This is a genomic window from Amycolatopsis sp. NPDC005961, from assembly GCF_040629235.1.
Classification (GTDB): domain Bacteria; phylum Actinomycetota; class Actinomycetes; order Mycobacteriales; family Pseudonocardiaceae; genus Amycolatopsis; species Amycolatopsis camponoti.
Genome location: NZ_JBEXVF010000037.1, coordinates 1 through 18762, shown reverse-complemented (window position 1 = coordinate 18762; position 18762 = coordinate 1). Strand labels below are relative to the sequence as shown.

The following is an 18762-nucleotide window of genomic DNA, read 5'->3' as shown; positions in this document are numbered from 1 at the left end:
CACGCCACTTCCGGTGGCGTCCCCGAAAGGATCCCCCATCACTGCTTCCACAATGGACAGTTCACTGTTCAGCCACCCCGCCGCCGAGGAACCCCGCCCCGGCGCACTCACCGCGCCCCAGGACGACCGGTACGGCAAGCTGTTCCGCCAGCCGGTCTTCACCCCGCCCGCCGGACTCGTTCCGCGCCGGCGCGGCGCGGCCGACCCAGGGGCACCCGACCCGTCCGGCCGCCGGTGACGGCGGCTCTCGGGACGGCGTGCGCCGCGTGCCCGCACGCCGCGGACTCCCACGATGTGATCGCACGCCGTTTCTGCACGGCCACCGTGGCGGGTGGGTTCCACCGCGGATGCGTCTGCGTCGGCGGGCACGACGAACCAGTGAAGGACAGCACATGACCACGGACACGGCCTTCGTCTCCCGGTACGACCTGCGCGTCAAGCTGGTGCAGGATGTGTTGAAGGAGAACACGAAGCTCTCCGACGACAGCTGCCAGGAACTCGCGGTGCGCCTGCTGCACACCATCGACAACACACCGGAACGCGTGCGGTAACCGTCGCGAACAGCGCTCACCGGTCGAGCACCTCGGCTCTCGTGAGCGCGCTGCGGCGCCCGACCGGTACCTGCGGCTGGTGGTCAGCTGCCCGGCCCCGGGAGCGGGCTGACAGACTCAGACCGTGATCCTCGGATACGTCCTCGCCGTACTCGCCGCCATCGCCTCGGGTGGTGGCTCCATCCTGGAGTCCGCCGGGGTGCGGCGGGCCGGTGCCTTCGGTGGCTCGCCGCAGGATCTGGTCGCGCTGCGCCGGCAGCCGTTGTACTTCCTCGGGGTCGGGGTGGACCTGCTCGGGTTCGTCTTCGCCGCCGCCGCGCTGCACCGGCTGCCGCTGTTCCTGGTCCAGTCGGTGCTCGCGTTCAGCGTCGGGGTGACCGCGACCATCTCCGCGATCCTCGGCGTCCGGCTGGCCGGGGCCGGGTGGGCCGCGCTGGGCGTCGGCGCCACCGGGCTCGTCCTGCTCGGGCTGTCCGCCGATCCGGGTCCGGCGCAGCCGCTGTCCTACGGCTGGAAGCTGCTGCTGGTGGGCGTGGCGGTCGCGATCGCGGCGATCGCGTTCACCGTCCAGCGCAGTACCGGCCGCTGGTCGCCGATCGTGCTCGGGTTCTGCGCCGGGCTGGGGTTCAGCGCCGTCGGGGTCTCGGCACGGACCCTCGACGCCTCCGGGCCGGTTTGGCGCCTGGCCCTGGAGCCGGCGATCTGGGCGATGATCGCCAACGGGCTCGCCGCGGCGATCGTGTTCGCGATGGCCCTGCAACGCGGCCGGGCGACCGCGGTCACCGCCATCATGTTCACCACCAACACGGCGGTGTCGTCGCTCATCGGGGTGGTGGTGCTGGACGACCGCGTCCGCGCCGGCTTCACCACCGCGGCCGTCGCGGGGTTCGTCCTGGCGGTCGCCGGGGCGATCGGCACCGCGCACTACGCGGCCGCCCACCGGGCGCCCGCCACCTGAGGTTCCGGGTCGGCCGCGGTCAGCGGATCGGGTAGCCGGTCGCGGCGACACCATCGGCGACGGCGGCCAGGGTGGTGGCGGAGTCGAGCGCCGTCACGACCTTCGCGGTCAGCGGTTGCCCGGAGTGGACGTGCCGTACCGCGTCGAGGTCGATCGGCATCTCGTAATAGTCCTGCGCCCACTCCCGGAACGCCTCGGGCGTGCCGTCGGTCAGCAGGCCGAACAGCCAGTCGGCCCCGTCGTCGCCGTGGTCGGGGAACGTGATGACTCCGTGCCTCCAGACGGCGTCGCCGTGCTCACGCCACAGGCACACCGTGGCGTACGGCGTGCCGTACTCGTCGGAGAACGCCGGTTCCTCGACGCATTCCCGGAACACACCTACGGCTTGGCCGGGGAAGTGCTCGGCGCCCCGGAGTCCGGCACCCCCGCGTAGCCGGGCAGCTCGACGCCGTTGATCGCGCGCCCGATCAGCTCGGTGAACCATTCGCCGGTGAAATCGGGACCCGGCTCGGCGTCCGGGCCGGGGATTTCGCGGCTGCGAGCGTTCAACCGGCCGATCTCCTGGTTGGCCTCGACGAACGAGCGCATCCGTGCCTCGTAGCGGGCGAACCCGGCGTCGGGGTCCCACCCGGCGGCGGCCAGCTCGCCGGCCAGCACGTAGGCGCCGACCAGGGCCAGCCCGGTGCCCTGCCCGGACATCGGCGACGAGCTGAACGCCGCGTCGCCGAGCAGCCCCACCCGTCCGCTCGACCAGCGGTCCATCACCACCTGCGCGACCTGGTCGAGGTAGAAGTCCGGGGTGTCGTCCAGGTGCGCGAGGATCTCCGGGGTCAACCAGCCCAGGCCCGCCGTCCGCGCCCGCAGCAGAGCCTTCTGGGCCGCGACGTCACGGGGGTCGACGTCGAAGTCGGCCGAGGCGAAGTAGAACATCGCCATCGCCCGGGTGGCGTCCTGGATGGGGCGCAGGAGGGCCGAGCGCCCGGACTCCTGGTCCTGGTACTCGAGCAGCCAGCGGTCCAGCCCGAACTCGTTGGGCACGCTGTAGAAGGCCAGCACCTGCCCGAGGTGGCGTAGGAACCGCTCATGCGGCCCGAAGACCATCGCCCGCAGCTGCGAGTGCAGCCCGTCGGCCCCGATCACCAGGTCGAAGCGCCGCCGGTCGCCGCCCGCGAAGGCCACGTCGACCCCGTCCGCGTCCTGGGTCAGTTCGGCGATCCGGTCGCCGAAGACGTACTCGACGCCGTCGCGGGTGTCGTCGTAGAGCACCCGGGACAGGTCCCCGCGCAGGATCTCGATGTCCGCGATGAACCCGTCGCCGCCGTCGTCGTCGGCGCGGAAGGTCTCCACCACCCGCCCGTCCGCCTCCACGGTGTGCGCGCCGGCGGTGTCGGTGCAGGCCGCGCGCACCGCCGCGGCCAGCCCCATGCGCTCGATGACCTCTTTCGCCACCCCGCGCGCGTCCACCGCCTGCCCGCCGGGACGCAGCTCGGGGGCCCGCTCCACCACGGTCACCTCGGCTCCCCGCCGGCGCAGCCAGTGGGCCAGCGCGGGCCCCGCGATGCTCGCCCCCGCCACCAGCACCCGGGGACCACCCACCCGCGTGTCGACGTTCATCACTGCCTCCCTGTGTTCCCTCCCCCGCCGGAACGTTCCCGGCACGGGCCCACCACTGTCGCGCGCGGCCAAGATAACGCCTCCGGGGCCCGGCCCACGGGCTACATCGGGAAGACCGCTCGGAACGCGGCCGAGATCGGCTCGAGGTCGGCGACGAGCCGGTCGAGGTCCCCCGGGCTCAGCACGGTGTACGGCGCCTCCGCGAGCCGGTCGGTCAGCGCTTCCACCCGGTCCTTCGTGGCCCGGCCGTCGGCGGTGAGCCAGCCGTCGGCCCCGACGAGACCGCGGGCGCGCATGCCGTCGATGACCGCGTTCAGCTGCGCCTCCGGGAGGTGCCAGACCCGGCCGAAGTCCTTTGCGGGCATGCCGGCCGACAACGCGTGCAGCACGTGGGCTTCCGTCCCGCCGACACCCTCGGTCAGCAAGGCGGCGGTGTGGCCGTCGCCGCGGTGCTCGCGCAGCAGCGTGGCCGCGTGCCACAACCGGGCCACCGGCTCCTGCGGCACCGGGAGCGCGCGCAGGGCGGCGAAGAGGGCGCGGCCCTCCACCGGGGCGCTGAGCGCCGCCTTCACCAGGACGTCGCCGGCGCGGGCGACCCGCGGGTCGTCGGCGAGTTCGCCGAGGACCCGCCGCATGCCCGCGACGCAGCCCCGCTCGCGGGCGGCCAGCGCCGCCTCGGGGGTGGTCAGGTCCCACACCCGCGGGAGGTGGCGGGCCACCTCGCCCGGCGCGAAGTTGTAGAAGATCGCGTGGACCACCTCGGCCGGCACCGTTCGGCCGAGCGGCGCGGCCCGTCCGGCGAAGTAGGCGTCCCACGGGTTGCGCAGGCCCAGCGCCATCAGGGCCTCGTCCGACTCGTCGGCGAAGTAGGGCACCAGGCCGATGGGCTCGACCAGGTCGTACATGCGGCGGGCGACGGGCTCCGGGTGCGACATCTCATCCCCTGTGGGTTCCGGCGGCGCCCCTTCGTGGTGGCCGCTCACTCAGCCGACGAACGACTCGCGCCCGATTCGACACCCGGTTTCGCCCGAGTTCACCTTCACCCGAACGGCCCAGTCGCCGTCCGCCCGACCTCGCCGGTCGAGCGGACGGGCCGACCAGGCACTATCTGCGCATGCCGACATCAGCACCTCGGGTACGGGTCCAGCGGACCGAACGCTGGTTCCTCCGCCGCGGGACCCCGACGATGATCGCCGGGTACGGCTTCGCCGAGCACATCCTGCCCCGGATGCTGCCCGCGCTCGCCTTCGTCATGCTCGCCAGCCTCGCCTGGCTCGTCCCGCTCAAGACCGCCGGCTCGGGCCGGTGGGTGCTGCTCGGCATCGTCGTCGCCGTGACCGTCGCCGCCTGGGTGACGATCTCGCTGTTCGTCCGGCGCCTCCCCCGCTTCTCCCGCGCCGCGACCATCGCGATCCTCGCCGCCTACGCCGCGATGCCGGTCGCCGTGCCGCTGCTGCAGCTCGCCTTCGACGGCGCCATCACCCTTCCCGGCGCCCGCGCGCTGGGCGTCCTGGCGTTCCTCGTGTTCTTCGCCGCCGCCTTCGCGGCCACGTACCTCGCCACCACCTACGGCTTCGGCACCCTGCTGCGCCAAGCCATCCGGCAGGCGATCACCGACCTCCGCAACAGCGTGCAGGTCCTCGGCCGCGCGCTGCCCGTCCTGCTGTTCGTCACCCTGTTCCTGTTCTTCACCGGCGAGCTGTGGCAGCTGATGAACCAGCTCGCCTGGTGGCGCCTCGCCTTGGTCGTCGCGCTGTTCGGCGCGGTCACCGTCCTCGCCGCGGCCGCCCGCCTCCGCGAGGAGATCGGCCGGGTCGAACAGGACTTCAGCGCGCCCATGCTGACCGCCGCCTGCGCCGGCACCCCGCTGGCCGCCGTCCCCCTCGACGGCCCCGTGCGCGCGGTCAGCCTCAACGGCCGCCAGAAGCGCAACCTGCTGCTGATGCTCGCCACCCGCCAGCTCGTCCAAGCCGCGGTGATCGGCCTCGCGCTGTTCGCCTTCTTCGTCCTCCTCGGCGTGATCATCGTGACGCCCGCCGCGGCCGAGCAGTGGATCGGCGCGAAGCCGGCGATCTCGCCGCTGCTGCCCGGCGTCCCGGTCGCCCTGCTGCGCAACGCCACGCTGCTCGCCGGCTTCGGCAGCATGTACTTCGCGGTCACCTCGATGAGCGACACCGAGCACCGCAAGCAGTTCTTCGCCCCCCTCATCGACGAGATCGAGCGCACCCTCGCGGTCCGCGCCGTCTACCTCACGCTCCACCCCGACCGGGGCCTATTGCATCAACCTGGATTGATGTAATCTCCGGTCCATGCGTCCCGACGCGATGTCCGGCCCACCGCCGTTCGTGCGGCTGGCCGGTGATCCGCTGCGCTGGCGGATGATGCTCGAGCTCGCGCGCGGCGACCGGCGCGTGCGGGAACTGGTGGACGCCCTCGGCCAGCCGCAGAACCTCGTCTCCTACCACCTGCGCCGGCTGCGCACCGCGGAGCTGGTCACCGCGCGGCGCAGCAGTTTCGACGGCCGCGACACCTACTACCACCTCGACCTGCGGCGCTGCGCCGACGCGCTCGCCGGCACCGGCGCCGCGCTGCACCCGGCGCTCGGCCTCGTCCGCCCGGACCACGCCCCGATCCCGTCGCGGGTGCTGTTCCTGTGCACCGGCAACAGCGGCCGGTCGCCGATGGCGGCGGCGTTGCTCCGGCACCGCACCGGCGCCGAGGTGGCCAGCGCGGGCAGCCGGCCGAAACCACTGAACCCGCACGCGGTGCGCGCGATGGCCGACTACGGCATCAAGCTCGACCACGAACCCACGCACCTGGATGCCGTGCGGCAACGGCGGTTCCAGTGGGTCATCAGCCTGTGCGACCGGGTGCGCGAAGTCCTGCCGCCCTTTCCCGGCGAGCCGCGGCTCGTCCACTGGAGCCTGCCCGACCCCGCGCGTGACCCCGAGGGCTATCCCGCGTTCCGGCGCGTCGCCGCGGAGCTGGACACCCGGATCGGGTTCCTCGCGGCGACCACCCTTCCCGAAGAGGTGAACGAAGCATGACCACAGAACTGGTGAGCGTCCGTTACCTGGTCGACGACGTCGAGGCCGCCGTCGACTTCTACACCACCCAGCTCGGGTTCACCGTCAACACGAGCTTCGCCCCCGCCTTCGCCGACGTGCTCCGCGGGAACCTGCGCCTGCTGCTCAGCGGCCCGGCCAGCTCGGCCGGGCGCGCGATGCCCGACGGCACGCGGCCCGGCCCGGGCGGCTGGAACCGCCTCCACTTCGTCGTCGACGACATCGACGCCGAAGTCGGGCGGCTGCGCGAAGCCGGCGTGCGGTTCCGCAGCGACATCGTCACCGGCCCCGGCGGGCGCCAGATCGTGTTCGACGACCCCGCCGGCAACCCGGTCGAACTGTTCCAGCCCGCGGCCGCACCTGCGCGGCCGTGACCACGACCGAAGGCGAGCGATGACCCCCTCCCCCGCACCTCAGGCCCAGCTGGACCGCCGGCTGGGCACCGCGGACGCGGTGGTGATCGGCCTCGGCTCGATGATCGGCGCGGGCATCTTCGCCGCGTTCGGGCCGGCCGCGAAAGCCGCGGGCACGGGTCTGCTCATCGGGCTGGCGCTCGCGGCGGTCATCGCCTACTGCAACGCCGTCGCCTCCGCGCAGCTCGCCGCCCAGTACCCGTTGTCCGGCGGCACCTACGTCTACGGGCGTGAACGCCTCGGCCCGTGGTGGGGGTTCACCGCCGGCTGGGGGTTCGTGATCGGCAAGACCGCCTCCTGCGCCGCGATGGCCCTCACCTTCGCCACCTACGCCGTGCCGGGGCCGGTCTGGCTGCAGCGGCTCGTGGCCGTCGCGGGCGTGCTCGGCCTCGCCGCGCTGAACTACCGCGGGATCACCAAGACCGTGGTGCTGACGCGGATCCTGGTCGGCACCAGCCTCACCGCGCTGGCCGTGGTCGTCGTGGCGATCGCCACCGGCGGCGGGGCCACGACCACGAACCTCGGCGGCTGGGGCGCGCTGACCTCGGGCGGGATCTACGGGACAGCTCAAGCCGCCGGGCTGCTGTTCTTCGCCTTCGCCGGCTACGCGCGCGTCGCCACCATGGGCGAAGAGGTCCGCGATCCCCGGCGGACCATTCCCCGGGCGATCCCGATCGCGCTGTTCCTGACGGTCGGGATCTACCTGGTCGTCGCCTGCGCGGCCCTGCTGGCGGCCGGCCCCCGGGGACTCGCGAACGCCGCGGCGCCGTTGATCGCGGCGGTCGACGCGGCCGGCGCCGGAGCCGTCGCCTCGGTCGTCCGCATCGGGGGTGCGCTCGCCGCGCTCGGCGCCCTGCTCGCGCTGATCGCCGGGATCGGCCGCACCACCCTCGCCATGGCCCGGGAACGCGACCTGCCGACGTGGCTGGCGGCGGTCCACCCGCGCTACCGCGTTCCCCACCACGCCGAAATGGCCCTCGCGGTTGTGGTGTCCGTACTGGTCCTCACCACCGACCTCCGCGGTGTCATCGGGTTCTCTTCCTTCGGCGTGCTCGTCTACTACGCGATCGCCAACACCGCGGCCTTCACCCAAGACCGCGCGAACCGCCGTTGGCCTCGCTGGCTCAACGTCTTCGGCCTGCTCGGCTGCGTGACCCTCGTCGCGACGCTGCCGTGGATCTCCGTGCTCACCGGCCTGGCCGTGTCCGCGGCCGGCCTGCTCGGCCGCACGCTGATCCTGCGCGGCCGGCCCCGGTGAGCCCGCTCAGTCCTCCAGCCCGGCGTGCTCGAGGTCGAGCACCCGCTGGATCCGCCGGCGGGTCCCGTCGGTGATCTCGCCCGCCTCGAACAGGCGCGCCAGCTCGGCCGCCTCGACGTCGATGAGTTCCCGGCGCAGGGCCCGGTAGTCGATCCCGCGCATCGGGTCCCCCGTCTCGTCCTCGTCTTGGACGCGGTCCAGCCGGGTCTGCCAGCTCGTCCGCAGCCGGTCCACGGCGAACTCCGGCGCGGACTCGGTTTCGGCCAGGTGGTCCAGGTGGCTCAGCCCGGCCTCGGCGAGCTTGCGGCGGGCCGCGCCGTACTCCGTCCGCAGGTCGGCCGGGTCGAGCGCGATGCCCGCCCGCCGCACCAGCGGCGCCAGCGTGAACCCCTGCACCACGAGCGTCAGCACGATCACCGCCGTGGTCAGCAGCAGCACCAGGTCACGCGCGGGCAGCGCGGAACCGTCCAAAGTGGACACCGGCAGTGACAGCGCCGCCGCCAACGGCACCACCCCGCGGGCGCCCGCCCACGAGATGACGGCGGGCACCTGCCAGGACAGCCGGCCGTCCACGCGCCGCTGGCGCAGGGCGGAGAGCACGAACACCAGCAGCAGCCGCGCCACGACCAGCGTCGCCGCGATCGCCAGGGCCTGCAGCAGCCACCAGGCGCCACCGCCGGCGACCCGGCGCACCAGCGCGGGCAGCTGCAGCCCGATCAGGCCGAACACGACGCTCTCCAGCAGGAACACCACGGTCTGGTTCACCGCACCGACCTGCAGCCGGATCCGGGCCGTCGTCAGCCGTTCGGCCTGGGTCCCGAGGAGCACGCTCGCCACGACCACCGCCGTCACTCCCGACCCGCCGATCGACTCGGCGACGACGTACCCCGCGTACGGCGTGACCAGCGAGATCACCGTCTCCAGCACCGGGTCTTCGGTGCGCCGCCGGATCAGGAACGCCCCGATCGCCGTCACCACGCCGATCGCCACCCCGCCGCCGGCGAGCACCGCGAACTCGCCCACGGTCCGTCCCCACGACGCCGCTCCCCCGGCGACGGCCAGGAACAACGCCACCCGGAACAGCAGCAGGCTGGTCGCGTCGTTGAACAGGCTCTCCGCCTGGATCAGTGCCTGCACCCGCGGCGGCAGCGCCAGCCGGCGCGCGAGGGCGGTCACCGCGACGGGGTCCGTGCTCGCCAGCACCGCGCCCAGCACGAACGCCATCCCGACCGGCAGCGGCGTCACCAGGACGGCCGTCCCGATCACCGCGGCGGCCGACAGCAGCACCAGGCCGACCGACAACACCGCGACCGGCCGCCCGACGGCGCGCAGATCGCGCCACGGCAGTTCCTCCCCCGCGGCGAACAGCAGCGGCGGGAGCACGATCAGGCTGATCACTTCCGGGGTCACCTGCACGGCGGGGACCCCGGGCAGCAGGCCCACGACGACGCCGACGACGACCAGCAGGGAAGGCGCCGGAATCCGCAGCCGCCGCGCGAAGGTGGCCACCACCGTGGCGACGACCACCAGGAAAAGTACGGTTTCGACCCCGCGCATGCCGGTCCTCCACATCCCGATCCGGATGCCGACCAGACTTCCCGGCGCGCCGCGCTCAGGCTACTCGACCCGCCTGCTCGTCCGGGCCCGTCCGCCTCTCCCCTGCGCGGCCGCCGGCCGTGACCCCCGCGTCGCCGGGGACCAGCGTCGTTGACGGGACTCTGACGTTCTGCCCGGGGAAGGTTTACGCATTCCCTACGCCGGCACCCGGATCTTGACGTTTTCCCTACGCCGGAGCCCCGCGGCAGCAGGCACGCTGCCGTACGTGCCGGCATCCACCTCATGGCTCAAACGGCTGGTACTCGGACGGCCGTTCCGCAGCGACACCCTCGGCGACACGCTGTTGCCGAAATGGCTCGCGCTGCCGATCTTCGCGAGCGACCCGCTCTCCTCGGTCGCCTACGCCACCCAGGAGATCCTGCTCATCCTGTCGATCGGCGGCCTCGCCTACCTCACCCTGGCCCCCTGGGTCGGGCTCGCGGTCGCCGTCCTGCTCACGGTCGTGGTGATCTCCTACCGCCAGGTCGTCCGCGCTTATCCCAGCGGCGGCGGCTCGTACGAAGTCGCGTCCCGCAACCTGGGCCGGCACGCGGGACTCGTCGTCGCGGGCGCGCTGATGGTCGACTACATCATGACCGTGGCCGTGTCGGTCGCCTCCGGCGTGGACAACATCATCTCCGCCGTCCCGCAGCTCAACGACCAGCGGATCCTGCTCGACCTCGGGTTCATCGTGGTGCTCATGGCGATGAACCTGCGCGGCATCCGCGAATCCGGCCGGACGTTCGCCGCCCCCACCTACCTGTTCATCGCCACCGTCGTGCTGATGCTCGTGGTCGGCTTCGCCCGCGCGGCCACCGGGCACACCCCGGTCGCCGAAAGCGCGGGCTACGCCATCCGGCCCGAGCAGGCCGGCCTGACCGGGCTCGCGCTCGTGTTCCTGCTGCTGCGGTCCTTCTCCTCCGGGTGCACCGCGCTCACCGGCGTCGAAGCCATCTCCAACGGGGTCCCCGCGTTCCGCAAGCCGAAGGCCCTCAACGCCGCCCGCACCATGACCGCCATGGGCGTCATCGCCGTCGTCATGTTCGGCGGCATCACCGCGCTCTCCCTGATCGCCCGGGTCCACATCGCCGAGAACACCTGCGACCTGGCCGGCTTCCGCGGCGACTGCACCTCCGACCCGCAGCGGACCGTGATCAGCCAGATCGGCGCGGCCGTGTTCGGCGGCGACCACGCGGTGCTGTTCTACGTGCTGCAGGCCAGCACGGCCCTCATCCTGATCCTCGCGGCGAACACCGCGTTCAACGGCTTCCCGCTGCTGGCCTCGATCCTCGCCCAGGACCGCTACCTGCCCCGCCAGCTGCACACCCGCGGCGACCGGCTGGCGTTCTCTAACGGCATCATCGCCCTCTCGGTGGTCGCCGGGATCCTGGTCTTCGCCTTCGACGGGTCCACCACCCGGCTCATCCAGCTCTACATCCTCGGCGTGTTCACCTCCTTCACCCTGTGCCAGGCCGGCATGGTCCGGCACTGGAACCGCGTGCTCGCCGACACCGCCGGCCCGCGCGAACGGCGGGCGGCCCGGCGCTCACGGCTGATCAACGCCCTCGGCGCGATCCTGACCGCGATCGTCCTCGTCGTCGTGCTGGTCACCAAGTTCACCCATGGTGCCTACCTGGTCGTCATCGCCATCCCGGTGCTCTACATCCTCATGCGGGCGATCCACCGGCACTACACCCACGTCCGCGAAGAGCTGCTGCCCGACGAGGAGAGCGAGCTGCTGCCCAGCCGCGTCCACGCGATCGTCCTGGTGTCCACATTGCACAAACCCAGCCAGCGCGCGATCGCGTTCGCCCGTGCGACCCGGCCGGACACGCTGACCGCGATCACGGTCGACGTCGACGACGCCGACACCCGCGCACTCCGGCGGCAGTGGGAGGGACGCGCGATGAAGGTCCCGCTCAAGGTGATCGAATCGCCGTACCGCGAGATCACCCGGCCGGTGGTGCAGTACGTCAAGAACCTCCGGCGCGCCAGCCCCCGCGACGTCGTCTGCGTCTACATCCCCGAATACGTCGTCGGCCGCTGGTGGGAGAACATCCTGCACAACCAGAGCTCACTGCGGCTGAAGGGCCGGCTGCTGTTCGAGCCCGGCGTCATGGTGACCAGCGTGCCCTGGCAGCTGCACTCGACCGCCCGCCGCGACCTCCACCGCGTCCGCCCCCTGCCCGGCGACCTCCGCCGCGGCGTCACGACGCAACGCCGGTCCTGAAGTCCGCTGTTCCCCGGCCGGGCCGCCCGGGAGCCGCGCGCTCCCGGGCGGCGGGGGCTCAGCCCACCTGCAGGTCTGTGCAGGAGTAGAACGCGTTCGTCGTGTCGGCGATGTTCCACACCGCCAGGACCGTCTGGCGTCCCGGGTGGCCACTCAGGTTCACCTGGTGCGAAAGGGTTTCCGGCGGCTGCTCGTTGTTGCCGCTGATGTCCGCGACCTTGTCGCCACCGATCCAGTACTCGAAGTTCGTCGTGCGGTGGCGGGCCGTGAAGGTCCAGGTGAACGTCGCCGTCGTGCCGACCGGCGAGGCCCGCCAGCCCTTGCCGTTGTCGTTGAGCTCCGCGTACTTCTCGTTGCCGCCGTCGCAGGACTTCAGGCCCTTCGGGCCCTCGACGCTCTGGGGTTCGTACTTGATGTCGCCGCACGGCACCGTGCCCTGCGCGCACTGCGCCTGGCGGCTCGCCGGGGAGTTGACGTAGCCGTGCGCGCTCGCGATGCCGGCGGGGCTCACCACCACCAGGACCGGGGCCAGGAGGGCTCCCGCCGCGGCCGCGACCAGTTTGCGGTTCATACCAGCTCCTTCGGGGACAGGCTCACTTCCCGCCGCCGGGTACGGCGAAACCGCGGCAGGGAGAGCCCGCCGCGCCGGGAAGTCGTTCGAGCGAAGGAGAATTGTGGTCTAGACCATAAGACGAAACGGACAGTGAGTCAACAGTTCGCGAAGTCCCGACTCCTGTTGGTTAGACGCCAACCGTCACCCGGTGTTCCGGTCAGCGGGACCCGCCGGGCCGACCAGGGCGCGCCCCGCCGGGCGCCTGCCTCTAGGATTCGCCGGTGACCACCTACGACGACACGTTCGAGCACCTCGACGCCTCGGCCCTGCCGGAGCGGCAGCAGAAGATCCTGGTCGCGATCCGCGACTCGGTGGTCCGCCACGGCTACTCCCCCAGCACCCGCGAGATCGGCGAGGCCGTCGGCCTGCAGTCGACGTCGTCGGTGTCGAAGCACCTGGCGAGCCTGGAGGACAAGGGTTTTCTGCGCCGCGGCACAGGCGTGTCGCGCCCGATGGACGTGCGCGCGTTCCTGCAGGGCGGCGAAGCGCGGGAGGACGCCGACTCGGTCCCGGTGCCGGTCGTCGGCGACATCGCCGCCGGCACGCCGATCTCGGCCGTGGAGCACGTCGACGACGTCCTGAAGCTGCCGCGCGACCTCACCGGGCGGGGCACGGTCTTCGGCCTGCGCGTGCGCGGTGACTCCATGATCGACGCCGCGATCTGCGACGGCGACATCGTCGTGGTCAAGCAGCAGACCGAGGCCCACTCGGGCCAGATCGTCGCGGCGATGATCGACGAAGAGGCGACGGTCAAGGTCTACCGGCGCCGCGACGGCCACGTCTACCTCGAGCCCCGCAACCCCGCCTACGACGTCATCGACGGCGACCGGGCGGCGATCCTGGGCGTGGTCGTGTCGGTGCTGCGGAGCGTCTGACCCGCTTCACCAGGTGACCGGCAGCTCGTACACGCCGTACACGGACCCGTCGTGCTTGAACGGGACCCGCTCGAGGTCGGTGGCCAGCGCCAGCGTCGGGATCCGCCGGTACAGCGTGCTGTAGACGACCTGCAGCTCGAGCCGGGCCAGCGGCTGCCCGAGGCACTGGTGGACGCCGAAGCCGAACGCGACCTGCCGGTGCGCGTCGCGGGTGAGGTCGAGCCGGTCGCCGTCCGGGAAGACCGCCGGGTCGCGGTTGGCGATATCGCTCGCCATGATCAGGCCCTCGCCCGCGCGGATCGTCTCCCCGGCGATTTCGATGTCCTCCAGCGCGACGCGCCGGCGCCCGTTGTGGGTGATGTTCAAGTAGCGCAACAGCTCTTCGACCGCCGACGCGACGAGCGCCGGATCGTCGCCCTCGCGCAGCAGCGCCAACTGGTCCGGGTGCTCCAGCAGGACCAGCGTGCCGAGCGCGATCATGTTCGCCGTCGTCTCGTGGCCGGCGACGAGCAGCAGGAAGCCCATTTGCGCCGCTTCGACCCGGGTCAGCTCGCCCGCCGCGACCCGGGCGGCGAGCCCGGAAAGCAGGTCGCCGGCCGGATTGTCGAGCTTCGCCCCCACCAGCCGGTCGAGGTAGCCGATCATCGCCTGCAGCCCGGCCGTCCGCTCCTCGGGTTTCGCGTCGCGGCGGACGATGACCTTGCTGTTCTCCTGGAAGAAGCCGTGATCGGCGTACGGGACGCCGAGCAGCTCGCAGATCACCAGTGACGGCACCGGCAGCGCGAACGCCTCGACGAGGTCCACCGGCTTCGGACCGGCCAGCAGCTCGTCGATCAGGTCGTCGACGATCCGCTGCACGGCCGGGCGCATCGCGGCGACCCGGCGGATCGTGAACGGCGCCGTCACCATCTTGCGCAGCCGCGCGTGCTCCGGGTTGTCCATGAGGATGAAGCCGAATCCGGTGCCGTTCTTCGGCAACGGCGCGGGGCTCGGGTACCCGGGCCGGGTGATGTCGGCGCTGACCCGGGGATCCGCCAGCAGCGCCCGCTGGTCGGCGTAGCGGGTCACCAGCCACGGTGTGCTGCCGTCCCACAGCCGGACCCGGGCGAGCGGGGTCTCCTCCTGCAGCGCGCGGGCGGCGGGCGGCGGGTCGAACGGGCAGTCCGCGGCCCGGGGCATCGGGAACTCGGGAATCTCGGTGGCCGTCATCGTTCCTCCACGGTGGCCGTCGGTTCGTCGGTAGTCAACCGAAGACTGCTACGCTGAGTCAAGCAACTGATTTAATTCAGATCTCCGGAGGACCGCCCCGTGCTCGACCCAGCCACGCCCGCGAGAGAGACGTCGCCCCGCGCGAACCTCGTCGTCGCGGTCCTCGCCCTCGCGGGCATCACCGTCTCGCTGATGCAGACGCTGGTCATCCCGTTGATCCCCGCCCTGCCCGGGCTGCTGCACGCCTCCGCGGCCGACGCCACCTGGGCCATCACGGCGACCCTGCTCGCGGGCGCGGTGGCGACGCCGACCATGGGCCGCCTCGGCGACATGTACGGCAAGCGGCGGATGCTGCTCGTCAGCCTCGGTGCCCTGGTCGCCGGCTCGGCGATCGGCGCGCTTTCCGACACCCTCGTGCCGATGGTCGCGGGCCGGACGCTGCAGGGCCTGGCCGCCGGCGTCATCCCGCTCGGGATCAGCATCATGCGCGACGAGCTGCCCGCCGAACGGCTCGGCTCCGCGACGGCGCTGATGAGCGCGTCCCTCGGCGTCGGCGGTGCGCTGGGCCTGCCCGCGGCAGCACTCCTCGCCGAAAACGCCGACTGGCACGTGCTCTTCTGGACCGCGGCCGGCCTCGGCCTGGTGGTCACCGCGCTGGTCGTCGCGCTCGTGCCGGAGTCGCCGGTGCGCACCGGCGGCCGGTTCGACGTCCTCGGCGCGGCCGGGCTCTCGGTCGCCCTGGTGTGCCTGCTGCTGGCGATCTCGAAGGGCGCCGACTGGGGCTGGGGCAGCGCGGCCACGCTGGGCCTGCTCGCCGCCGCCGTCGTCGTCCTGGCGCTGTGGGGACGCTGGGAGCTGCGCACGCCGCGGCCCCTGGTGGACCTGAGGACGAGCGCGCGGCGCCAGGTGCTGCTGACGAACATCGCGTCGGCGGTCTTCGGCTTCGCGATGTTCGCGATGTCGCTGGTGCTGCCCCAGCTGCTGCAGCTGCCGGCCGCCACCGGGTACGGCCTCGGGAAGTCGATGCTGGCGGTGGGCCTGGTGATGGCGCCGTCGGGGCTGGTCATGATGGCGCTGGCACCGGTGTCCGCGCGCATCACGGCCACGCGCGGCCCGAAGACGACGCTGATGCTCGGCGCGGTCGTCGTCGCGGCCGGGTACGCCCTCGGCATCGTCCTGATGAGCGCGACCTGGCACCTCGTGCTGATTTCGAGCGTCATCGGCGCCGGCATCGGGCTCGCCTACGGCGCGATGCCGTCGCTCGTGATGGGCGCCGTGCCGGTGTCGGAGACCGCCGCCGCGAACAGCCTCAACACGCTGATGCGGTCGATCGGGACGTCGGTCTCGAGTGCCACCGCCGGGCTGATCCTCGCCCGGCTGACCATCCACTTCGGACCGGTGGACCTGCCTTCGCAGAACGGGTTCCGGCTCGTGCTGGGGATGGGCTCGGCCGCGGCGCTCATCGCGCTGGCCGTCGCCGCGTTCCTGCCGCGGCACCCGGCGCCGGCGCCCGCGACTCCGGAACCGGCGGCCGCGGTGGGCCGCTGACCGACGGCACCCGCGGCGGTTCGCGAACGGTGCGCGTGCGGTCAGCGCGGCGCGCGAACCTCTGGGTCGTCGCCGGGCCACCACGGCCCGGCACCGACCCGGAGGAGCCGGACATGACGAAGAACGCCTTGGTGACCGGAGCTTCGCGAGGGATCGGCCGCGCGATCGCCCGGCGGCTGGCCGCCGACGGCGCCGTGGTCGCCGTGCACCACGGCGGCAACGAGGTCGCGGCCAAGGAGACCGTCGCGCTGATCGAAGAAGCCGGCGGGCGCGCGTTCACCGTGTACGCCCGGTTCGGCGAAGCCGGCGCCGTCGACCGGCTGGCCGACGCGGTCAGCGAGGTGTTCGACGGTCTGGACATCCTGGTCAACAACGCGGGCATCGGCTCGCACAGCACCATCGGCCAGGTGACCGAAGACGAGCTGGACCGGATCCTGGCCGTCAACGTCAAGACGCCCATGCTGCTGGTCCAGCGCCTGCTGCCGCTGCTGAACGACGGCGGCCGGGTGGTCACCGTCGGCTCGATGGCCTCGCGGATCGCGGTGCAGAGCCAGATCGCCTACACCGTCAGCAAAGCCGCGGTCGAGGCGCTCGCGCCGACGCTGGCCAACGAGCTGGGCCGCCGCGGGATCACCGTCAACACGGTGGCGCCCGGCCCGATCCGGACGGACCTGACCGCGCCTGTGCTGGCCATCCCCGAGGCGGCGGCCGGCCTCACCGCGATGACGGCGCTGGGCCGGATCGGCGAGCCGGAGGACGTCGCCGACGTCGTCGGATTCCTGGCCGGGCCGGACGGGCGCTGGATCACCGGCCGCACGCTCGACGTCTCCGGCGGCACGTACCTCGGCCCGATCGCCTGAGCCGCCGTGGCCGTCCGGGGTCAGACCCGGGCGGCCACGCCGTCGAGGTGGAGCACACCATCGGTGTGGTGCGCGGCGACGAACTCGGGGCCCTTGGTGACGAGCCGCGCGATCGCCGTCGCGTGGCCGTGGCCGAGGCCGTGCTCGGTCTTCAGCCACGTGATGATCTCGCCGTGCTTGGTGAGGTTCTTCTCCGCCGCGAGGTCGAGGAAGGCGCGCGGGGTGAGGCCGGTCTGCTTCTCGGCGTTGTCGAGGTAGGCCTGGAAAGACATGGGGACTCCCGGGATCCGGCCGAAGGTTCTTCGGTCTGACTGACTGGTCCCCAAGGTCTCACCGACAACTTTTTTTGTCAAGACTTCTCGGCGACCACCGCCAGCGTCGTGTACGGCAGCGTGAAGCCCCCGCCGAGCGCGTCGATCGCCGCGCCCACGCCGTCGAGCACGTCGGCGAGCGCGTCGGGCCCGAGCCGGGTGAGTCCACCGGTCGTCGGCAGGAGATCCAGCCATTCGTCGCGCGTGTAGGCGCGTTCCCAGGTGAACCGCGACCGCTCGGGTTCGCCGAAGCGGCCCGACTCCCGGATGCCGTCGGCGAACTTGGCGAACATGACTTCGTAGAGTTCGGCGGCACTCCTCGGCTCCTTCCCGAAGGGCGAGTCCGGCAGCACCCGGCGAATGCCTTCGGCGAGGGCGTCCGCCACCGCGGCCGGCGGCTGGAACGCGTGCGCGAACAGGGCGAGCAGCCCACCGGGGCGCAGGATGCCCGCCGCCTTGGCCGCGCCGGCGACGGGATCGACCCAGTGCCAGGCCTGCCCGGCGACGACCGCGTCGAAGGTCCGGCCCGCGCTGTCCCAGTCTTCGAACTTCGCCACTTCGACGTCGATGCCGCTGTCACGCGCGAAGGCGGCCATCCGCGGATCGGGGTCGACGCCGAGGACCCGGCGGCCCGCGGCCCGGAGCTGCCGCGCCACGATCCCGGTGCCGCAGCCGACGTCGAGGAAGTCGGGACCAGGACTCGCGGCGACGACACGATCGACGAGTTCCACGGGATACTCCGGCCGGGCCCGGTCGTAGCGTTCGGCGTCGATCCCGAAGGATTCGGCGAAGGCACGGGCTTCATGAGGCTGAGTGGGCATGCGCCCACCTTAATGGGCACTCGCCCACTAGAACAACCGCGTGGGCGTTCGCGGCGGGCATAACGGAGAATGGGCCCATGCCGACCGGGGTCCACCTGCGCGACGTGCGCCAGCAGCTGTTCCAGGCGGCCGAGCGCGTCCTGCTCCGCGACGGCCCGAACGCCCTGACGAGCCGTGCGGTGACAGCGGAAGCCGACGTCGCGAAGGGCGTACTGCACCGCCACTTCACCGACTTCGACGCATTCCTGGCCGAGCTGGTCCAGAACCGCATCGCCCGCCTGAAAGACCAGGCGGCGCTGCTGGAAGCATCAGCGGGAACCCGCACAGTGGCAACGAACCTGCTGGACGCTCTGACGGAGCTGTTCGACCCGGTCTCGGTGGCCCTGACGAGCTTGGTGTTCTTCCGAGCCGAACTCCGCACCCGCCTACGCCGCCCATCCGACGGCGACGGCCTGCCGTTCCTGACGGAGGCAAGAGAAATGCTCTCAACCTACCTGGCAGCAGAGCGCGCCCAAGGCCGCATCGCGGCGGACGCAAAGGTGGATTCCCTGGCCCTGTCGTTGATCGGAGCAAGCCACCTGCTCTTCGCAGGCCGCCAGCGCCACACCTTGCCAGACCCGGCAGAGCTGCAAAAACTGATCGACACAGTGACAGCAGACGCACAACAACGCCGCCTGCTGTAGAAGTCCCCTGCGGACAAACCCGAGATCACCACGCAAGGTGACCACACGAGGGGGGTCCGGGGGCGTGCCCCCGGCGCGTAGACGGCCTGCCGCTCCGCGTTGCGCAGGTCCTCGGACGGACGCGGTTTGACCCCGCTGACCGTCTTGAGCCGGTCGG

General features: G+C 72.3%; 21 protein-coding genes. 13 read left to right on the top strand and 8 right to left on the bottom strand.

Annotation, left to right across the window (positions count from 1 at the left end; genetic code table 11):
• Window positions 1-52 precede the first annotated feature (52 nt).
• From ABZ342_RS28780 to ABZ342_RS28765, 4 genes are all read left to right on the top strand, one after another.
• On the top strand, window positions 53-238 hold the full coding sequence (locus ABZ342_RS28780; protein ID WP_360479224.1) for a hypothetical protein: 186 nt from the start codon (window positions 53-55) through the stop codon (window positions 236-238).
• A complete protein-coding gene (locus ABZ342_RS28775) occupies window positions 235-396 on the top strand; it encodes an RGCVC family protein (RefSeq protein WP_360479221.1) in 162 nt (53 codons plus the stop codon). Before ABZ342_RS28780 ends, ABZ342_RS28775 begins: the two co-directional genes overlap by 4 nt.
• Entirely contained in the window at window positions 393-551 is a 159-nt protein-coding gene (locus ABZ342_RS28770; RefSeq protein WP_360479218.1) for a DUF6307 family protein, read from the top strand. The genes ABZ342_RS28775 and ABZ342_RS28770 overlap by 4 nt, the downstream gene beginning before the upstream one ends.
• A gap of 124 nt (window positions 552-675) precedes the next feature.
• Window positions 676-1509 (top strand): hypothetical protein, encoded by an 834-nt coding sequence (locus ABZ342_RS28765; RefSeq protein WP_360479215.1) that lies wholly within the window; start codon window positions 676-678, stop codon window positions 1507-1509.
• Between the two features lie 19 nt (window positions 1510-1528).
• On the opposite strand, the gene ABZ342_RS28760 is transcribed toward ABZ342_RS28765, so the two are convergent.
• The 3 genes from ABZ342_RS28760 to ABZ342_RS28750 all read right to left on the bottom strand — a co-directional run bounded on the left by ABZ342_RS28760 (window position 1529) and on the right by ABZ342_RS28750 (window position 4058).
• Window positions 1529-1885 carry a hypothetical protein gene (locus ABZ342_RS28760; RefSeq protein WP_360479212.1) on the bottom strand — a complete coding sequence of 119 codons (357 nt, stop codon included), beginning with the start codon at window positions 1883-1885 and terminating at the stop codon, window positions 1529-1531.
• 2 nt (window positions 1886-1887) lie between these two features.
• Entirely contained in the window at window positions 1888-3123 is a 1236-nt protein-coding gene (locus ABZ342_RS28755) for an FAD-dependent monooxygenase (RefSeq protein ID WP_360479209.1), read from the bottom strand.
• 101 nt (window positions 3124-3224) lie between these two features.
• The gene (locus ABZ342_RS28750; RefSeq protein ID WP_360479206.1) at window positions 3225-4058 is read right to left on the bottom strand and encodes a MarR family transcriptional regulator; all 834 of its coding nucleotides are present in this window, start codon (window positions 4056-4058) and stop codon (window positions 3225-3227) included.
• A gap of 179 nt (window positions 4059-4237) precedes the next feature.
• Here ABZ342_RS28750 and ABZ342_RS28745 point away from each other — a divergent pair, with 179 nt between their 5' ends.
• The 4 genes from ABZ342_RS28745 to ABZ342_RS28730 are packed head-to-tail and all read left to right on the top strand — an operon-like array spanning window position 4238 to window position 7859.
• The gene (locus tag ABZ342_RS28745) at window positions 4238-5422 is read left to right on the top strand and encodes a hypothetical protein (protein ID WP_360479203.1); all 1185 of its coding nucleotides are present in this window, start codon (window positions 4238-4240) and stop codon (window positions 5420-5422) included.
• A gap of 10 nt (window positions 5423-5432) precedes the next feature.
• On the top strand, window positions 5433-6170 hold the full coding sequence (locus ABZ342_RS28740; RefSeq protein WP_360479200.1) for an ArsR family transcriptional regulator: 738 nt from the start codon (window positions 5433-5435) through the stop codon (window positions 6168-6170).
• On the top strand, window positions 6167-6562 hold the full coding sequence (locus ABZ342_RS28735; protein WP_360479197.1) for a VOC family protein: 396 nt from the start codon (window positions 6167-6169) through the stop codon (window positions 6560-6562). Before ABZ342_RS28740 ends, ABZ342_RS28735 begins: the two co-directional genes overlap by 4 nt.
• A gap of 19 nt (window positions 6563-6581) precedes the next feature.
• On the top strand, window positions 6582-7859 hold the full coding sequence (locus ABZ342_RS28730) for an APC family permease (RefSeq protein WP_360479194.1): 1278 nt from the start codon (window positions 6582-6584) through the stop codon (window positions 7857-7859).
• A gap of 6 nt (window positions 7860-7865) precedes the next feature.
• On the opposite strand, the gene ABZ342_RS28725 is transcribed toward ABZ342_RS28730, so the two are convergent.
• Window positions 7866-9416: a Na+/H+ antiporter gene (locus ABZ342_RS28725; protein ID WP_360479191.1), complete on the bottom strand. Its 1551-nt coding sequence runs from the start codon at window positions 9414-9416 to the stop codon at window positions 7866-7868.
• Window positions 9417-9681: 265 nt separating this feature from the next.
• Here ABZ342_RS28725 and ABZ342_RS28720 point away from each other — a divergent pair, with 265 nt between their 5' ends.
• Window positions 9682-11685 carry an APC family permease gene (locus tag ABZ342_RS28720; RefSeq protein WP_360479188.1) on the top strand — a complete coding sequence of 668 codons (2004 nt, stop codon included), beginning with the start codon at window positions 9682-9684 and terminating at the stop codon, window positions 11683-11685.
• A gap of 58 nt (window positions 11686-11743) precedes the next feature.
• Here the strand turns inward: ABZ342_RS28720 and ABZ342_RS28715 are convergent, their stop codons facing one another.
• On the bottom strand, window positions 11744-12256 hold the full coding sequence (locus ABZ342_RS28715; protein WP_360479185.1) for a lytic polysaccharide monooxygenase auxiliary activity family 9 protein: 513 nt from the start codon (window positions 12254-12256) through the stop codon (window positions 11744-11746).
• A 263-nt stretch (window positions 12257-12519) separates the two neighbouring features.
• On the opposite strand from ABZ342_RS28715, the gene lexA reads away from it, so the two are divergent.
• Window positions 12520-13173: a transcriptional repressor LexA gene (gene lexA / locus ABZ342_RS28710; RefSeq protein WP_155549526.1), complete on the top strand. Its 654-nt coding sequence runs from the start codon at window positions 12520-12522 to the stop codon at window positions 13171-13173.
• A gap of 6 nt (window positions 13174-13179) precedes the next feature.
• On the opposite strand, the gene ABZ342_RS28705 is transcribed toward lexA, so the two are convergent.
• A complete protein-coding gene (locus ABZ342_RS28705) occupies window positions 13180-14382 on the bottom strand; it encodes a cytochrome P450 (RefSeq protein WP_360479182.1) in 1203 nt (400 codons plus the stop codon).
• Window positions 14383-14481: 99 nt separating this feature from the next.
• Here ABZ342_RS28705 and ABZ342_RS28700 point away from each other — a divergent pair, with 99 nt between their 5' ends.
• Window positions 14482-15930, top strand: a complete 1449-nt coding sequence (locus tag ABZ342_RS28700) for an MFS transporter (RefSeq protein ID WP_360479179.1) — start codon at window positions 14482-14484, stop codon at window positions 15928-15930.
• 113 nt (window positions 15931-16043) lie between these two features.
• A complete protein-coding gene (locus ABZ342_RS28695; protein ID WP_360479176.1) occupies window positions 16044-16790 on the top strand; it encodes an SDR family oxidoreductase in 747 nt (248 codons plus the stop codon).
• Window positions 16791-16810: 20 nt separating this feature from the next.
• Here the strand turns inward: ABZ342_RS28695 and ABZ342_RS28690 are convergent, their stop codons facing one another.
• The gene (locus ABZ342_RS28690; RefSeq protein ID WP_360479173.1) at window positions 16811-17062 is read right to left on the bottom strand and encodes a DUF4287 domain-containing protein; all 252 of its coding nucleotides are present in this window, start codon (window positions 17060-17062) and stop codon (window positions 16811-16813) included.
• A gap of 77 nt (window positions 17063-17139) precedes the next feature.
• Window positions 17140-17922, bottom strand: a complete 783-nt coding sequence (locus ABZ342_RS28685; protein ID WP_360479170.1) for a class I SAM-dependent methyltransferase — start codon at window positions 17920-17922, stop codon at window positions 17140-17142.
• A 77-nt stretch (window positions 17923-17999) separates the two neighbouring features.
• Here ABZ342_RS28685 and ABZ342_RS28680 point away from each other — a divergent pair, with 77 nt between their 5' ends.
• Entirely contained in the window at window positions 18000-18605 is a 606-nt protein-coding gene (locus ABZ342_RS28680; protein ID WP_360479167.1) for a TetR family transcriptional regulator, read from the top strand.
• Window positions 18606-18762 lie beyond the last annotated feature (157 nt).

Bases quoted from the DNA above. Each gene is read 5' to 3' on its own strand.
- ABZ342_RS28780 (WP_360479224.1), top strand. From the start codon at position 53: ATGGACAGTTCACTGTTCAGCCACCCCGCCGCCGAGGAACCCCGCCCC.
- ABZ342_RS28770 (WP_360479218.1), top strand. From the start codon at position 393: ATGACCACGGACACGGCCTTCGTCTCCCGGTACGACCTGCGCGTCAAG.
- ABZ342_RS28755 (WP_360479209.1), bottom strand. From the start codon at position 3,123: ATGAACGTCGACACGCGGGTGGGTGGTCCCCGGGTGCTGGTGGCGGGG.
- ABZ342_RS28750 (WP_360479206.1), bottom strand. From the start codon at position 4,058: ATGTCGCACCCGGAGCCCGTCGCCCGCCGCATGTACGACCTGGTCGAG.
- ABZ342_RS28745 (WP_360479203.1), top strand. From the start codon at position 4,238: ATGCCGACATCAGCACCTCGGGTACGGGTCCAGCGGACCGAACGCTGG.
- ABZ342_RS28740 (WP_360479200.1), top strand. From the start codon at position 5,433: ATGCGTCCCGACGCGATGTCCGGCCCACCGCCGTTCGTGCGGCTGGCC.
- ABZ342_RS28735 (WP_360479197.1), top strand. From the start codon at position 6,167: ATGACCACAGAACTGGTGAGCGTCCGTTACCTGGTCGACGACGTCGAG.
- ABZ342_RS28730 (WP_360479194.1), top strand. From the start codon at position 6,582: ATGACCCCCTCCCCCGCACCTCAGGCCCAGCTGGACCGCCGGCTGGGC.
- ABZ342_RS28725 (WP_360479191.1), bottom strand. From the start codon at position 9,416: ATGCGCGGGGTCGAAACCGTACTTTTCCTGGTGGTCGTCGCCACGGTG.
- ABZ342_RS28715 (WP_360479185.1), bottom strand. From the start codon at position 12,256: ATGAACCGCAAACTGGTCGCGGCCGCGGCGGGAGCCCTCCTGGCCCCG.
- ABZ342_RS28705 (WP_360479182.1), bottom strand. From the start codon at position 14,382: ATGACGGCCACCGAGATTCCCGAGTTCCCGATGCCCCGGGCCGCGGAC.
- ABZ342_RS28695 (WP_360479176.1), top strand. From the start codon at position 16,044: ATGACGAAGAACGCCTTGGTGACCGGAGCTTCGCGAGGGATCGGCCGC.
- ABZ342_RS28690 (WP_360479173.1), bottom strand. From the start codon at position 17,062: ATGTCTTTCCAGGCCTACCTCGACAACGCCGAGAAGCAGACCGGCCTC.
- ABZ342_RS28685 (WP_360479170.1), bottom strand. From the start codon at position 17,922: ATGCCCACTCAGCCTCATGAAGCCCGTGCCTTCGCCGAATCCTTCGGG.
- ABZ342_RS28680 (WP_360479167.1), top strand. From the start codon at position 18,000: ATGCCGACCGGGGTCCACCTGCGCGACGTGCGCCAGCAGCTGTTCCAG.